Below are 15,968 nucleotides of genomic sequence, written 5' to 3' on the forward strand. Positions count from 1 at the left end.
TAAATGAAAAGTAAAAAACATAGGACAGACTCTAGCATATGTGAAAATGGAGATAATTATGTAATGAATGCGTAAAAAGCGAGCAAAATCATGATTTTGCTCGCTTTTTTATTTAGCTTATTTCTTTGAAATTCCTTTTTCAGGTGCATATTCTGTAATCCAATCACTATAACTACCTGTATACAATTGTACGTTAGAATACCCGTCTTCTTTTAAAATGGCGAATAATGGTGACGCCGTTACACCACTACCACAATAAACAACAATTTGCTCATCTTGCTGTACAACATCATGCAGCTTCTGATTTGTTGTTAATACTCCATCTGCTTTTAATTGCTCCCAATCAAAATTACGTGCTCCAGGAATATGACCTGCTACTTTATCCAATGGCTCTATTTCCCCTAAATATCTCGCTTTAGCACGCGCATCTAGTAGTACTTTTTTTACTTTCCCATCAACTATATCTTTGACACCTGTACGATTAACATAAAGGTCGTCATGCCATCTTGGTTTAAGAGTAGTAGTTGACACTGCTTCCTCACCTGATTGAACAGCAATACCCACTTCTTTTATAGCAGTGTAGCCTTCTTTTACTATTTTGACATTTTTAAACCCACCATATTGAAGCATCCACCATGCACGTGTTGCAAAGGGTGAAGCCCCTTGATCGTAGATTGCAATTATTTTGTCCGTATCATATTGTAAACCACTTCTTTCAAACAGCGACAGTAATTGTTCTTTGTCGGGCATTGGATGACGTCCCTCATCTTTTGTCATATCTGAAAGGTCTTTTTCTAAATCCCAGTATACTGCACCTTTAACGTGTTCTTGATTATAAAGGTTTCGTCCTTCTTCTGCATTTTGCAGGTTATAACGCGCATCAATCCAGATAGTATTATTCACGTCTAAATCTTTGATAGAAATAAATACGCTCCCCATTACTTCACAACTCCTTCAAATAAAGATGAGTAGATTTTTTTCCATTCAGCAAGCTTGCTTTCTTCTTGTAAAAGCTCCCGTTCTGTTGCAATTTGCTCTGTTGCTTGAGCACTTAAATGATGACGTAAACTTTCCGCTTCAGTAATAATAAGTGATTCAGACCAATTATTTAAACGTTTTGCTTCAGTGTTCAAATATTGTTGTGCGTCGGGTTTAGTCAATTCTTCTAATGCTTCTCTTAATTTCAAGCGATCTCCTTTTTCAAAAAATGCTTTATTATTTTTAAAATGAGATTTAACAGATTCATACGGTGCAGTTTGTTCAAATGGCCCTACAAATTCCAGTATTGCTGGCTCTTCTGTTTCAAATGGCGTAAATGAGAAACTATCATTTACATCTTTTAATTTTCTTACATCTTCAATATAACGCTCAGTCATCTTTTTATGGATAAACTTCGCAATACGGAAGTTTGTAACACGCATTTCTTGTTCTAGATCAAAGCTTAAGCTTTGTAATAATTCTTTTAATGCTAATTGTAATGCCGTTGTTGATGATTTACCTGCGAATGTTGCAGGATTATACGCTTCATTATAAAAATCTGCAAAACGATAATAAACTCGCTGTAATACATAGTACATTAGCTCTGATAATTCTTGCTCAACATCTTTTTTAATAACGGCTGCACCTGATTTTTCAAAACGAGTATGAATAAATTGCTCAAGTTTCGTCAGTTCCACAAGTCGTTCGTCTTTACGTTGCATATTGTCTTCAGTTTGCTTAATAAGTGAAGCGAGACGGTTTTGTGTTTTCTCCGTTTCTTCTACTAAAGCTTGAACAGCTAAAGAGCTCAACTCTTCAGATAGGAAATGGTGGAATGCATCTTCAAATGGCAGCATTCCTGATTCAAAATCATTTTTTTCTACTTTTTCTTTTAATGCAAGTAAACTAGACACACCAAATAATCGGGGTTTTCGAATACCGAAGCGTTGCAACTCTTGCTGTACATAAGTTTTAACTTCTCCCTCTTCTTCCTTATTTGATGCAAGATCAATAGCATTTACGATGAAGAACATCTTATCAAGCTCAAAAGCATCTTTTACACGACCTAATTGAATCAAGAATTCACGATCTGCTCGAGCGAATGCATGATTATAATACGTAATAAACAGAATGGCATCAGCATTTCTAATATAATCAAATGCAACACCTGTATGACGGGCGTTAATAGAGTCAGCCCCCGGGGTATCTACTAATGTAACACCCATTCTTGTTAATTCACAATCAAAATAGAAATCAATGGAATCAACAAAACAGCTACGTTTTTCTTCTGCGACAAACTTTTCAAAATCCTCTCGATTTGTACGTAAAGTCGTTCCTAACTGCTCTTTAAATTCTTCATATCCTTGTGCGAAGGCACGAATGAAAGACTTATGGACATGTAATCTCTCATCTTCTAATTCCATTTGCAATCCTTCAGTAACTTTATTGAATGCTTCTTCTAAAGATGTCACGTGCATACCAATCGCCTCGTATGACGAGATAATATCAGCTTGTAATTGGTCAGTTGTTTTTAATCGAACATCTGCCGTTTCATGAGGATGCTCTGGTGAGACGGGTCGAATTTTATTAATTGCAGCTGTCGTTGGATTTGGTGAAACAGGTAAAACTTGTTGACCCATTAGCGCATTAGAAAATGATGATTTACCCGCACTAAATGCTCCAAATAACGCAATTGTAAAATCCTTTTTCTGAAGACGTTCTACTTTATTTTTGAGATAAGTTGATACCTCTTTAAAACCTTGTACATTCGCCACAGCATTAGCTGTATGTAATGCTTGCTTGACTGCAATAGCAGTTTGGATAGTCTCCACATCAGCAGCATCTTCAGTAGGTTTTTCTTCTATAAGAATATCTTCCTCTTGTTGTAACATAGTAGGGTCGAATAATCGTATTTGCGCAAATGCTTCTGAATGCTCTTTTGTCCACATTGCAACACAATTATCTGCATCCTTATTTAATACCGTTGTAGCTGCCGCTGCTTTTTTCTCATAAAACTGCTCCTGCTCTTCAACATGCTCGATTTCTTTAATAACTGTTACTTTTTCAGAAAGTACCTCTTGTTTTTTCTTCAACGGTTCAACAGAGCCAAAAGATAATTGCTCTACAAAAGTTGCCTTGTCATCTTTCCATTCATCAGTTGTTCTAATAAACCAACGCTTTGTTGCTTCTGATACACGGTTTGCAAAATTCAACAACCCGTCACCAGTTGCTAATGCATCTTTTTTCACTTGATCTTGAATTGTTTCAAAGGGTACGTTGAATTCAATTGTATCAATTTCAAGAGATACATCATCAGTTAGTGCTCCAACATCTTTTAACGAATTTTTCATCAATGACAGCATATGACCTGAGATTTGTGATGTAATAATCGACTGATAAAGTTTGTAAAGCTCTTCTTTACGTAATTCTTTTTCAGCAGCAGTTTTCTTTGCGGAGAAGAACATCCCTACCTTAAAGTCTTCTTGCATACTTTCTAAGTAGAGTTTTAGCTTATCACGTAGCTCATAAGGCATAATACCAGCATTATTGAGTAACTCTTCACGTTGTTGTTCAAAGGATTTTTTCCATTTCTCAACAGAGTAAAGTTCTAATTGACGCTGGATATTGTTGTATTGATCTTTTAACTCTTGGCGATTTTCCCAATCTGAAAAGGGCAGAATTTCTTCATTTGTATCGAAGATTTCTTGTTTTGTGGCTTGTAAATATTCTTCATGCTCTTTATTCAATTGTTGTAAAGTCTTTTTAGCTGTCTCAACTAACTGTTCTTGCCAACCATCCATACTGCTCATGACAATTTCTTTAACTGTTTGGAAATCATTATGTGGATGCTCAAGTTCACGTAGAGAAGTAAAGAAGATGCCTCTTGGAACAACTCCCCAATTTTCAAAAGAAGTATGAACAGACTGCTCAAATTCTGTAAAATCAAGTTCATTTTCTTTGTGTTTATCTATTTGATTGACGATTAGATAAACATTTGGATTGAATTTCATTAATTGTTTTGTAAATTGAAAATTTAATTCAGATTGAACATGGTTATAGTCCATAACGTAAAACACGATATCTGCTAAATGAAGTGCTGATTCAGTTGACATGCGATGAGCGTCATCCGTCGAGTCTACTCCTGGAGTATCCATTACTGTTACTCCATCAGGTAGCACCGATTTTGAATGGCCGATTTCAATTTGCGATACGAGCGCACCATTTTTAGCGAAGGCTTTGACTGTTTTAATATCATAATCTCCAGTGAATTTCACTGGATCTTGTCCTGTTAAATAGGCAATTGCGTAATCGTTTTCAGATTTATGTACTTTAACAACGTTTGCACTCGTTGGTATTGGACTAGATGGTAATAGCTGATCGCCTGTTAATGCGTTAATCATGCTCGATTTCCCTGCAGAGAAATGACCAGCAAAGCCAATCATATATTCTTTATTTAATAGTTTATTGGCAAAAAGCGTCGTTTTTTGCAGACGTTCCTCATCTGCGTTATTTTTGTAAATTAAATATTGCATTGCTGTTTGCTTTAATAATTGTTGAAGTTGCTGATCGAATACTGTCATGAAAGGCTTTAACTCCTTTTATATGTAATAAACTCATTCTAACATGTAGAAGGAAAACGACAAACAAAAAAAATCCTCCCGATTTCAGGAGGATTTTGTCGTTATTTTAAATGTGCGGTTGTTTGAGTGAAAACATATTTACTAACTGCTCCGTAGATTAATAATGTAGCTCCAATAAATGCAAATATCACTTTGACCGCTCCCTTATATTTGATCGTTAAGTATATGTAATGAATATGAAAATCATTCTCATCTACCTTAATGATAATGAAAATCATCCTCTTCGTCAAGTATTAATTCAATTTTTTAAACTCGCATGTTATTATAGAAATAAAGTCACGTAACTGGGGTGTTTAAATGAGTACTTCTATTCAAATACAAGCCGTCTTGAACGGTACTATAAACGCACTAAAATCAGTTATTCCTTATGAAATTCAAGTATCACCTCCAACTATTACATCAGATCCTTACGAACAAAATGAAATTGGCGTGCTAATTGGCATGGTTGGTGATTTAAGAGGGCGGATCATTATTGATTCAACACCTGATACATTTAGTGCAATCGGCGCAGGTATGTATGGCATGACATTAGAAGGCGCCATATTAGAATCCTTTACAGGTGAATTCGGTAATATGATTGCTGGTAACCTATGTACATTTGCAGCAGAAAAAGAATTGGATTTAGATATTACACCTCCAACTGTTATGGTCGGGCATACGAAATTATACGGTTTCCAACATGCTTTTAAACTACATATAACAATTGATAACATTGGCAAACTAATCATCTTATTAACTATAGATACAAATGAATAGTATTTGAGTGTCTTGTTCAATGAATTGAGCTAGACGCTTTTTTTTGCCCCAATATATTAGCATACCCATTTTCCCTTCAAATTTTCTACAATATTTTATGTCTTTTCACACTTCATTCACATTTCACATGCTTTAGTGTGATATTTATCACATCTCACTAAAGCTTATTTTTATATGATGAACACAAGGAATTAAGGATTTATTCAATTGATAAGGGAGGGTTCAATATGGCTAACAAAAATCATTCCGACGGCGACTTAAAAGGGACTTTTTACTTAGTTATGGCACTAGGTGCCTTTATAGTTGTAGTTTGGGGTCTTTGTTTCGGACTATTTCTTGATCGCTTTTAATCTGAAAGAAGGAAGGGAAAATTATGCATCTTCATAAATACGAAAAGTATTGGCTCGCATTCGGTGTTGGCTCACTTATAGTATTCTTATTAATTACTGGTATCATGGCCTTTCATAACGGTAGCCACCCACCAAGTGCAAAAAATACGATTAACTACGAAAAAGTGGATGAAATCGCTCCATTCAATAAACCAGGTGTCCATAAAGTGGCAGGAAAAGATTGGGATTACGAAGCCGTTGTAGTTGCTTCAGCATTTTACTATGATCCTCCAACTTTAGAAGTACCTGTAGGTGCTAAAGTTAAATTCATCGCAACTTCAAAGGATGTTGTTCATGGTTTCGAGGTTGCTGGTACAAATATTAATATGATGTTAGAACCTGGATACATTTCAGAATATGTAACAACAGTTGATAAAGTTGGCGAATATTTAATCGTTTGTAATGAGTATTGTGGTGTAGGTCATGCTCAAATGCATTCTATGCTTAAGGTGGTGGAACCAGAATGAGTCAAGCATTAGCTAATAAATCCAAAGCAGATGTAAATAAACAAAATATTGTTGGGAAGGTTTCCAATAAAGTTAATGATTTAATGCAAGTAGATCGTAAAGATTCCAAAATAGCGATGGCTCATATTTATGTAGCTATGATTGCCCTTTTATTAGGTGGAACTGCAGGTCTTTTACAAGTACTTGTTCGTTCTGGCGAATTTAAATTGCCATGGGGCATTGGTTATTACCAAGTTCTAACTGTCCACGGTGTTTTATTGGGTTTAATTTTAACGACATTCTTCATTTATGGATTCCAAATTGCTGCTGTTAGTCGTACTTCAGGTGCATTATCAGCAAAACAACGTCTACTTTGCTGGATCGGTTTCTGGACTATGACTGCTGGTACTGCAATGGCATCAGCTATGGTGCTATTAAATGAAGCATCCGTTCTTTATACGTTCTATGCACCGTTGCAAGCACACTGGATTTTCTATTTAGGCTTAACACTAGTAGTTGTAGGTTCTTGGATTGGTGGCCTTGGTCAAGCACTACGATGGATGCAATGGAGAAAAGAAAATAAAGGTCAAACTTCTCCTTTATTATCATTTATGGTCGTTTGTAACAATCTTATGTGGTTCGTGGCGACAATCGGTGTAGCTTCAGAAGTCCTATTCCAACTACTTCCATGGTCATTAGGTTTAGTAGAACGTGTTGATATTCTCTTATCTCGCACTCTATTCTGGTCATTTGGTCACGCACTTGTTTACTTCTGGTTATTACCAGCCTATATGATTTGGTATGTAGTTGTTCCTAAAGTAATCGGTGGTAAAATTTTCTCTGATGCATTATCTCGTTTGTCATTTATTATGTTTGTATTGTTCTCAGTTCCGGTAGGTCTTCATCACCAATTAACTGAACCTGGTGTTGACGGGTCATGGAAATTCTTACAAGTAATTTTAACTATGATGGTTGTTATCCCTTCACTATTAACTGCTTTTTCTCTATTCGCTACATTTGAAATACGTGGTAGAGCATTAGGTGGTAAAGGCGTATTCGGTTGGTTGAAACAATTACCTTGGGGAGATGCACGATTCTTTGTACCTTTCCTAGGTATGTTAGTATTCATCCCAGGAGGAGCAGGCGGTATCGTAAATGCTTCTTACCAGATGAACCAGTTAATCCACAATACAATTTGGGTAACAGGTCACTTTCATTTAACAGTTGCTACAGCCGTTGTACTAACTTTCTTTGGCGCTTGTTATTGGTTAGTACCTCACTTAACTGGCCGTACATTAACTAAAGAAATGAATAAGCTAGGTATTATTCAAGCAATCGTTTGGGTAGTTGGTATGGGAATCATGTCAAGTGCAATGCACGTAGCTGGTTTACTTGGCGCACCACGACGTTCTGCATTCTCTGATTACGGCGGTGCTGATATTGCTAGTACATGGGTATCTTATCAAATTGCACAAGCTGTAGGTGGCACTCTTCTATTCATCGGCATTCTGTTATTCCTTTATATTTTTGTGAAGCTTTGCTGGTTCGCACCTAAAGGTCAAGAAGAATTCCCGATAGCTGAAGTTGCGCCAAACGCAGAAAAAACTCCAGCAATTTTAGAAAACTTCAAACTTTGGATAGTGATTCTTGTTGCACTAGTATTAATCGCGTATACCTTCCCAATCTTCGATATTATTACAAATGCTCCATTGGGATCTAAGGGATATAAACTTTGGTAAATATATAAAACCAAATACCCCTTTAAAGATAAAAAGCACCCCCGTAAAGTGGACACTCATAAGGCCACTTTACGGGGGTTTATATGCTTCTTATATAAATAGTTCAGATAAATAGAGCATCTATAAAATCATCTAAATACAAATCTAATTTAACCTAACAAAGATATAAAAACCATTTTCCCTTATATATTACCAAGACCAATTTAACATAACGGACTACCTGCCTGAATTAAAACAACACACATATCATCCGGTTGATCATGTTGTAATGATTGAGGCATTATAATATCAATTGGTTCTATTACTTCACAATCTACCCAGCGCTCCGAAATGGCTTCTTTTATAGCACCCAACCCGTCAGTCTCTTCATTATCAAGAGATTCCATCACACCATCCGTAAAAATCAGAAGTTGAATTCTCTCATTGTAATGAACTATATCTTTACTTATTTTCATTTCATTAAAAAAACCAACTGGACAAGATCCTTTCGAAAGCGATACCACTTTTTCATCATCAACATAGGCAAAGCCAGGTGGGTGGCCTGCGTTAACGTACTCTAGTGTTTTTTCCTTCGTATCAATAATCATATAAATAGCTGTAAAATAATAATGCACAGGGTTTTCTTTTTTATTAAGTATGTTCATCCACCTGTTTAACTCAACAATAATTGCTTCTGGATCAGTATTCTTCCGAATGGCATCTCGCAGAACAGAAGAAATATACATACATACAAGTGAAGCTGAGATACCGTGTCCCATCATATCTAAAATAATTACCCCGTATCGATTTTCATCTATCCGTTGCCAATAATACATATCACCTGCAAGCTTGTTTGCAGGTAGATATGATGCCTTTATCATTAGTTGATCATTGATAATTGGCTCACTTAATAAACTACTTTGTACTTGCATCGATAAATCCAGTTCATCTCTTAGCTTTTTATCTTGTTCTTTATGCCAATCTTTTTCATACTTTAAACGCAGACCTACACGAATTCTAGCAAGTAAGTCAATTTTATTGATGGGCTTCATTATGTAATCTATTCCACCTACACCGAGTGCCTCCGCTACCTTATTCGAGTCTTCCAATGCAGTCACAAAAATAACTGGGATATCCTTCAAATGGGGAATATTCTGCAAGCGTCGGCAAGCTTCAATGCCATCCATTTCCGGCATCATAATATCAAGAAGTATAATGTCTACTCCTGTTTCTTTTGGATATTCTTGATCCGCCCCTAAATAGTCAAACATTTCTTGGGCTGATGAAAGTGAACGGAAATCGTTATACCCTGCGCGTTTTAGTATATTTTCAACTAAGAAAAGGTTTACTTGGTTATCATCCACGATTAAAATCGTCATTCTTTTAGTCCCCTTTAGCTTATGAATCCTACTCCACCCATAAGTACTTAACAATTCATAATATATATCAATCTAAATCTTGCTTTTGTTTGGGGGAGTTTCTATTGTTGTTTACTTATAATCAATTGTTATAACTATAATATCTTTTACCTTTTATACGGCTCCGCTAAACCATTTCTCAACAAACAAGGGCCGCTTTTGCGACCCTGAGTTGTTATATTTTTCGATAAATATTCTCTTGACTTGCTATCTCCTTATATTTTCTGGAGAAAACAGATGAACGTAATGTTTCTTTACTGCCTATACCGATAAAACCATCGTGGCAAAGGCTATCGTAAAACAACTGATTTACACTATTTTGTAGTTCACCTGTAAAATATATCATGACATTACGGCAAATAATAACATGAAATTCATTAAATGAGCCGTCTGTAACCAAATTGTGTTGAAAGAATACAATATTGTTCAATAAAGCTGCATCTAAGTAGGCATTTTGATAATCAGTCGTATAATACTCTGAAAACTCTTGTTTACCACCTGCAGCCAAATAATTTTTGGTATATGATTGCATCTGATTTAATGGTAAAATGCCTTCTTTAGCTTGTAATATCACTTTCTCATTTATGTCTGTTGCATATATTTTCGTACGATCATAAAGCCCTTCCTCTTTTAGCAAAATGGCCATAGAAAAAACTTCTTCACCAGTTGAACAACCTGCATGCCAAATACGTATTGTAGGAATTTCTTTAAGAAGTGGCACAACTTTTAATCGGAAAACCTTGAAAAACTCTGGATCACGAAACATTTCAGTAACATGTATGGAAAAGTCATCTATTAACTTTTCAACAAAGCCTTTTTCATATAAAACTTTTTCTACCAAAGAGCTAATTTTCTCCATTTTCTCTTGTCTCATACGATTGATAATTCTTCTTTTAATCGAAGAACGCATATACTTTTGAAAGTCAAAGCCAGAAACACTATAAACAGCTTGAAGTAACAAATCAATTTCAATATTCTCTTTTTCTTCAATAGTTAATAAGTCTTTCACAATAATCCCTTTCTAGCCTGCTCGATTAATTACTTAGCCAACCATACACGTAGAACAGATAATAACTGATCTATTTTCAATGGCTTACTGATGTAATCTGATGCGCCGGCTTTTAAGCATTTTTCTCTATCGCCTTTCATCGCTTTTGCAGTAAGAGCAATAATTGGAAGCTCTTGATAAACTTCTTGGCTACGAATATTGAGCATAGTTTCATAACCATCCATAACAGGCATCATTATATCCATTAATACAGCATCTACTGAATTATTCTCTTTAAGAATTTCTAAACATTCGAATCCATTTTCAGCTGAAATAATCTCCATCCCTTGAAATTCTAGAGCATTTCTTAGAGCAAAAATATTCCGGTGGTCATCATCCACAATAAGTACCGTCTTATTTGACAACATATTCATGTTAGCTTGTGTTAGTTGCTGTTTTTCCTGATTTATTTGATCTGGTTCTATATTTTCTGTAACCACAGTTTCATTTGTTGCTACAGTTAACACTGAAGAATCGACTTCTTCACCTAAAGGTAAGTCAATGCCACTAGGTAAATTTGGTAATAATAAAGTAAAGACACTTCCTTTGCCTTCTTCACTATCGACAAAAACCCATCCTCCAAGTAATTTAGCGAATTCCTGACTGATAGATAAGCCTAAGCCAGTCCCACCATATTTTCTCTCTGTAGCTCCATCAACTTGTTGAAATGCTTCAAAAATTATTTTTTGTTTTTCATTAGTAATACCTATTCCAGTATCTTTAACACTAATTTCAATCCATTCGTCCGTAATTTCAGTATGTGCCAACTTCTTAATATTTTCTTTTTCAGCATTTTTAATATGAACTGAAATAGCACCTTCATGCGTAAATTTAAAGGCATTGGATAATAAGTTTTTCAGAATCTGTTGAAAACGTTGTTGGTCAGTAAAGAATATATTTGGTACATTTTCATCCTTTTCAACAGTAAAATTTAAACCCTTTTTTAAGGCTACATGATCAAAGTTCTGATGTAGCAACTCTGGAACTTCACTCATATTCATTTCATCAAATTGAACTTTTAATTTTCCTACTTCAACTTTTGATAAATCCAATATGTCATTGATTAATTTCAATAGGTCTTGTCCTGATGAGTGGATGATTCGAGCAAACTCTTGTTTTTCCTCATCCAAGCTGTTATCATCTGGGGTTTCCAACATTTCAGATAGAATTAAAATACTATTTAATGGTGTTCTTAATTCATGCGACATATTAGCCATGAATTCTGATTTATATTTTGAACTCTTTCTTAGTTCTTCAGCTTGTTCCTCGAGGTTGATTTTTGCTTCTTCAAGCTCCCGAGATTTTTCTTCAGCATCATGAGTTCGCTCAGATAACTGTTCATTAATCATTCGCAATTCTTCTGCTTGAGATTGCAATTCTTCTGATTGTGCTTGTAACTCTTCAGACTGCGATTGCAATTCTTCTGACTGAGCCTGAAGCTCCTCTGTTTGAGCTTGTGATTCTTTTAATAGTCGCTCAATTTCCATTCGACCTTGCACACTATTGATAGTTATACCAAGTGTCTCTAAAACACGTTGTAAGAAGTTTTGCTGTAGGTTAGTGAACGGTTCTAGACTTGCCATTTCCAATATACCTACGACTTCATCTTCAAAAATGACTGGCGTTATAATAATACTTTTAGCATTCACATGGCCTAATCCAGTTGTGATGAACTGATAATTATCCGGAATATCAGCGATTATCTGTGATTTCTTTTCTAAGGCACATTGTCCAATTAAGCCTTCACCAATTTGAAACTCATTTCTACCAGCCTCAGTGCCTTCTCCAGCGTACGAAGCATTTTTAACAAAACGTGTATCTTCTCCTTGACCACGGCGGATATAAAATACGCCAAAGGATGCGCCGACCATGGGAGCTAGTCTTGTAATTAGTCGTTTCCCCAACTCTTCAACATCTACAATTCGTTGATACATCGTCGCAATTTCTGCAAGACCAGTTTGTATCCAATTCTGTTCACTCATTTTTTGGGTGAAATCTTTTTCTTTTTGGTTATATTCTTCTAAAGATCCGGCCATTTCATTAAATGAACTTGCAATTTCTCCAATTTCATCTTTCGTCTGGATCTTAATCCTAGGTATAACTGATAGATTTTTAAAATCTATCTTTTTAATCACTTTTGTAATAGATTGAAGCTCGCTTGTCGTACTTCTAATCATCCAACTAAGTATTATTGAAATGATAAGAATACTAAAAAACACAGCAAATATAGAAAATTTAATCATATCATTGTATGTTTGTTGCGAACTTTTTAAAGTATCATTCATAATACCTTCTTGATATTCTTTAAATTCATCAAGTGTAGATAACACTTCTAATCTCTTAGTTCTTTGTTCCTCCATCAATTCATTTAAAATTGTACTCGAACCATTTGCTTTAATCAGTTGAATGATTTTAGATTCTGTATCGGCATATGATGTATATTGCTTATCTAATTTTTTTAATAGTTGCTGTGACCTTGTTTGATTTGCAATAGTGGATAATTTAATAATATTTTCTGATATAGATGCGTGATTATCATTAATCGTTTGCAAACTTGTGTGAATATCCTTCCCATCTGCATTAATTGCTACATATAAGATTTCTCTATCTGATCGTGAAAATAACTGACGGATATCCATCACAGTTTGTACTTTATAATAGCGATCTTCTACAATTTCAGTCATATTTGATTTTAAATTATTTAAGGTAAATACCATTATTGACAATAAAACGATTAAAAAAAGCAAGATTAATCCAAATCCGATAATTTGCCGTTTCTTGAAACTCATATTCTCTTCCCCCTTTTAATCAAATCAAGGAAGCTGGAAGCTACTAGGTAAATAGCTGTCGAATTCTAGCATTGTCCTCAAAATATCTCTACTAATATTTTATCATTCTTAATTGAATGAATAGATTAAAAGTCTATTACAATAGTTTCAAAATTCCTCTTCAAATATTTTCTAATTTAATTGAATGTTAATGCATATAATACCTAATATCTACTACGAGGATTAACTTTTATCGAAAGTATATTTTCCATTTATAGGAGTCTTCAAAAATTGTTTATGTTCTTTTATTTCATCCCGAAAAGTTGTAATGTTATAAATATAGAATAATTTGATTTTTCTAATAAATAAAAGGAGTGTTATTATTATGTCAAAATATACAGAACAACTCTCATATTTACAAAAGCCTAATGAAAAAAATATTCCTGTTGAATTACAAATAGAGTTTGACAAACACGTAGATTTTCAACAAGAGAATTGGGGCTTTATCAATAATTTATTTAAAATACTTCCATTAAACCCACTACAATATAAAGGTTTTTTAGATTTCAAAAATACTATGTTTGATGAAAACACATGCTATTTGAATAATATAGATAAGGAAATGATGGGACTAGTTGTATCCTCTACTAATTGCTGCGCTTATTGTTTAACGACGCACAGTGATGCATTACGTGGTTTAACAGGAGATGCTACTTGGGTTGACCAGCTCACTTATAACTATCGATCTGCAACATTAACAAAGAAACAACGCGCACTATGCGATTATGCATATTTTGTTACTACTTATCCTCAAGAGACTACACAACAACAAGTAGACCTGTTACGTTTAGCTGGCTTTAACGACCACGAAATTTTGGAAGCTTCATTTATTGCTGGATTCTTTAATTTTACAAATCGTTGGGTAAGTACAATTGGTGCTGTACCAAATCCAGGGCATTTTAATCATAATAGATAATCAAAAAGCCAAAGAGTAGCTTATTATGAGCGCTCTTTGGCTTTTTTCAAGATTGAATTAATTGGTATTTAGACCATTTTATAAATTATAAATTCGCGTATACTTTTCTTTTAGATAATCAGCTAAATATTTGGCATTTAAACCTTCGCCAGTAGCTCCATTTAATAGTTCAAAAGGTTTTTTAAGTGCACCATATTGATGTACTCTTTCTGTTAACCATTCACGAATTGGTGTGAGATTACCTTCTGCAAGAAGTTCATCAAAGTTTGGAATGTCTTGATCCATCGCATGTTTAAATTGAGCTGCATACATAAAACCAAGTGCATAAGATGGGAAATATCCGAAACTACCACCAGACCAATGCATATCTTGTAAGATTCCTTCTGCATCATTTTCTGGTGTAATACCTAAATACTCTTTGTATTTAGCATTCCATACTTTTGGTAGGTCCTCTGCTTGTAGGTTTCCATTGAACAATTCTTTTTCAATTTCATATCGAATCATAATATGAAGCGGATATGTTAATTCATCAGCTTCAATTCGAATTAAAGAAGGTTGCGCTGCGTTAATTGCACGTAAAAACTTTTCTAATGAGACATTTTCGAATTGTTTCGGTGAGTGTTTTTTCAACATCTCAAAATTATGAGTCCAAAAGTTTTTATTGCGTCCTACAAAATTTTCGAAAAACAATGACTGAGATTCATGAATACCCATTGAAGTTCCTGTGCTTAGTGGTAAACCATCTAATTCTGGCATAATATTTTGTTCATATAAAGCGTGTCCGCATTCATGTACTGTACCAAGAAGTGCAGATCGGAAATCGTGCTCGTCATATTTTGTAGTTACGCGAATATCACCTCGGTTTAAACCGATCATAAACGGATGAACTGTTTCATCTAAACGACCTGCTTCAAAGTCGTAATCAAGTTGTTGTAAAATTTCTAAACATGCTTCCTTTTGCCCTTCTTTTGGAAAGAAGTCAAAAATGAAGCTCGTATCTGGTTGATTAGGTGATGCGACAATTTTTTGAACTAATGGGACAATGGTTTCCTTCAATTCTCCGAATACGCGGTCCAATATATCCGTTGTCATATCAGGTTCATATTGGTCCAATAACGTGTTGTATGGATTATTGTCCTTGATACCCCAATACGTAACAAACTTTTGTTGCGCTTCAATAATACCTTTTAAATACGGTAAGAAGAGACTGAAGTCTGATTTATCTTTTGCTTTTTCCCATACAGCTTCTGCTTTTGATTGGAGTACAACATATTCTTTGTATTCGTCTGCTGGGATTTTCTTATTTAAATCAAAAGTTTTTTGCGTTTCTTCATATGAACGACGAACAATTTCTGATAGTTCTTCTTTTTTTGTTGAAAGCTCTTGTAGAATTTCAGCTAATTCATCTGATGTTTGCAAACGGAATAGTTCTGACGAGATCGTTCCTACTACTTCTGCTCGTTGCTCTAGCCCCTTTTTTGGTGCTCCAGTACGCATATCCCAATAGATTACTGAAAGAGCTTCTTCATAATTATCAATTTTTTTTATGTAATTTAGAAAGCGTTGTTCTACTGACATTTTATTACCCCCTTATGTTCCTTCTATTTTATCACGAATACCGAAGTAAATCAGTTGAAAGGTATTGTATAGGATTGGTTTGTTGTGTTAACTCGGTTCTTTGTTGCGTTATCTCGGCTCTTTGTTGCTCTAACTCAGCTGTTTGTTGCGCTAACTCGACTGTTTGTTGCGCTAACTCAGTTGTTTGTTATTTAGCAGAATATTTACGTCATAATATCGCAAAAAATGCTAGTAATTCTTTTCACATTCAAA

11 protein-coding genes are annotated in these 15,968 nt (G+C 34.8%); 5 read left to right on the forward strand and 6 right to left on the reverse strand.

Going from position 1 to position 15,968, the window contains the following annotated elements:
- Positions 1-117 precede the first annotated feature (117 nt).
- Both AC3IS5_RS14505 and AC3IS5_RS14510 read right to left on the reverse strand, forming a co-directional pair.
- A complete protein-coding gene (locus AC3IS5_RS14505; protein ID WP_489425060.1) occupies positions 118-939 on the reverse strand; it encodes a sulfurtransferase in 822 nt (273 codons plus the stop codon).
- On the reverse strand, positions 939-4,559 hold the full coding sequence (locus AC3IS5_RS14510; RefSeq protein WP_489425061.1) for a dynamin family protein: 3,621 nt from the start codon (positions 4,557-4,559) through the stop codon (positions 939-941). Before AC3IS5_RS14510 ends, AC3IS5_RS14505 begins: the two co-directional genes overlap by 1 nt.
- A 357-nt stretch (positions 4,560-4,916) precedes the next feature.
- On the opposite strand from AC3IS5_RS14510, the gene AC3IS5_RS14515 reads away from it, so the two are divergent.
- From AC3IS5_RS14515 to AC3IS5_RS14530, 4 genes are all read left to right on the forward strand, one after another.
- A complete protein-coding gene (locus AC3IS5_RS14515) occupies positions 4,917-5,375 on the forward strand; it encodes a chemotaxis protein CheX (protein WP_489425062.1) in 459 nt (152 codons plus the stop codon).
- 227 nt (positions 5,376-5,602) lie between these two features.
- On the forward strand, positions 5,603-5,725 hold the full coding sequence (locus AC3IS5_RS14520; protein WP_489425063.1) for a hypothetical protein: 123 nt from the start codon (positions 5,603-5,605) through the stop codon (positions 5,723-5,725).
- Positions 5,726-5,748: 23 nt separating this feature from the next.
- On the forward strand, positions 5,749-6,231 hold the full coding sequence (locus AC3IS5_RS14525) for a cytochrome c oxidase subunit II (RefSeq protein WP_489425064.1): 483 nt from the start codon (positions 5,749-5,751) through the stop codon (positions 6,229-6,231).
- 83 nt (positions 6,232-6,314) lie between these two features.
- Positions 6,315-7,949 (forward strand): b(o/a)3-type cytochrome-c oxidase subunit 1, encoded by a 1,635-nt coding sequence (locus AC3IS5_RS14530; RefSeq protein WP_489427903.1) that lies wholly within the window; start codon positions 6,315-6,317, stop codon positions 7,947-7,949.
- A 203-nt stretch (positions 7,950-8,152) separates the two neighbouring features.
- On the opposite strand, the gene AC3IS5_RS14535 is transcribed toward AC3IS5_RS14530, so the two are convergent.
- The 3 genes from AC3IS5_RS14535 to AC3IS5_RS14545 form a co-directional block, all read right to left on the reverse strand.
- On the reverse strand, positions 8,153-9,307 hold the full coding sequence (locus AC3IS5_RS14535) for a PP2C family protein-serine/threonine phosphatase (RefSeq protein ID WP_489425065.1): 1,155 nt from the start codon (positions 9,305-9,307) through the stop codon (positions 8,153-8,155).
- A 214-nt stretch (positions 9,308-9,521) separates the two neighbouring features.
- On the reverse strand, positions 9,522-10,358 hold the full coding sequence (locus AC3IS5_RS14540) for a CheR family methyltransferase (protein ID WP_489427904.1): 837 nt from the start codon (positions 10,356-10,358) through the stop codon (positions 9,522-9,524).
- 26 nt (positions 10,359-10,384) lie between these two features.
- Positions 10,385-13,183: a response regulator gene (locus tag AC3IS5_RS14545; RefSeq protein ID WP_489425066.1), complete on the reverse strand. Its 2,799-nt coding sequence runs from the start codon at positions 13,181-13,183 to the stop codon at positions 10,385-10,387.
- 364 nt (positions 13,184-13,547) lie between these two features.
- On the opposite strand from AC3IS5_RS14545, the gene AC3IS5_RS14550 reads away from it, so the two are divergent.
- Positions 13,548-14,138 (forward strand): peroxidase-related enzyme, encoded by a 591-nt coding sequence (locus AC3IS5_RS14550; protein WP_489425067.1) that lies wholly within the window; start codon positions 13,548-13,550, stop codon positions 14,136-14,138.
- A 78-nt stretch (positions 14,139-14,216) separates the two neighbouring features.
- Here the strand turns inward: AC3IS5_RS14550 and AC3IS5_RS14555 are convergent, their stop codons facing one another.
- Positions 14,217-15,716 (reverse strand): carboxypeptidase M32, encoded by a 1,500-nt coding sequence (locus tag AC3IS5_RS14555; protein ID WP_489425068.1) that lies wholly within the window; start codon positions 15,714-15,716, stop codon positions 14,217-14,219.
- Between the last annotated feature and the right edge of the window lie 252 nt (positions 15,717-15,968).

The organism is Viridibacillus sp. KH_047, from assembly GCF_057838945.1.

Excerpts from the sequence above, each read along its gene's own strand:
- AC3IS5_RS14505 (WP_489425060.1), bottom strand. The coding sequence starts at position 939 with ATGGGGAGCGTATTTATTTCTATCAAAGATTTAGACGTGAATAATACT.
- AC3IS5_RS14510 (WP_489425061.1), bottom strand. The coding sequence starts at position 4,559 with ATGACAGTATTCGATCAGCAACTTCAACAATTATTAAAGCAAACAGCA.
- AC3IS5_RS14515 (WP_489425062.1), top strand. The coding sequence starts at position 4,917 with ATGAGTACTTCTATTCAAATACAAGCCGTCTTGAACGGTACTATAAAC.
- AC3IS5_RS14520 (WP_489425063.1), top strand. The coding sequence starts at position 5,603 with ATGGCTAACAAAAATCATTCCGACGGCGACTTAAAAGGGACTTTTTAC.
- AC3IS5_RS14525 (WP_489425064.1), top strand. The coding sequence starts at position 5,749 with ATGCATCTTCATAAATACGAAAAGTATTGGCTCGCATTCGGTGTTGGC.
- AC3IS5_RS14530 (WP_489427903.1), top strand. The coding sequence starts at position 6,315 with ATGCAAGTAGATCGTAAAGATTCCAAAATAGCGATGGCTCATATTTAT.
- AC3IS5_RS14535 (WP_489425065.1), bottom strand. The coding sequence starts at position 9,307 with ATGACGATTTTAATCGTGGATGATAACCAAGTAAACCTTTTCTTAGTT.
- AC3IS5_RS14545 (WP_489425066.1), bottom strand. The coding sequence starts at position 13,183 with ATGAGTTTCAAGAAACGGCAAATTATCGGATTTGGATTAATCTTGCTT.
- AC3IS5_RS14550 (WP_489425067.1), top strand. The coding sequence starts at position 13,548 with ATGTCAAAATATACAGAACAACTCTCATATTTACAAAAGCCTAATGAA.
- AC3IS5_RS14555 (WP_489425068.1), bottom strand. The coding sequence starts at position 15,716 with ATGTCAGTAGAACAACGCTTTCTAAATTACATAAAAAAAATTGATAAT.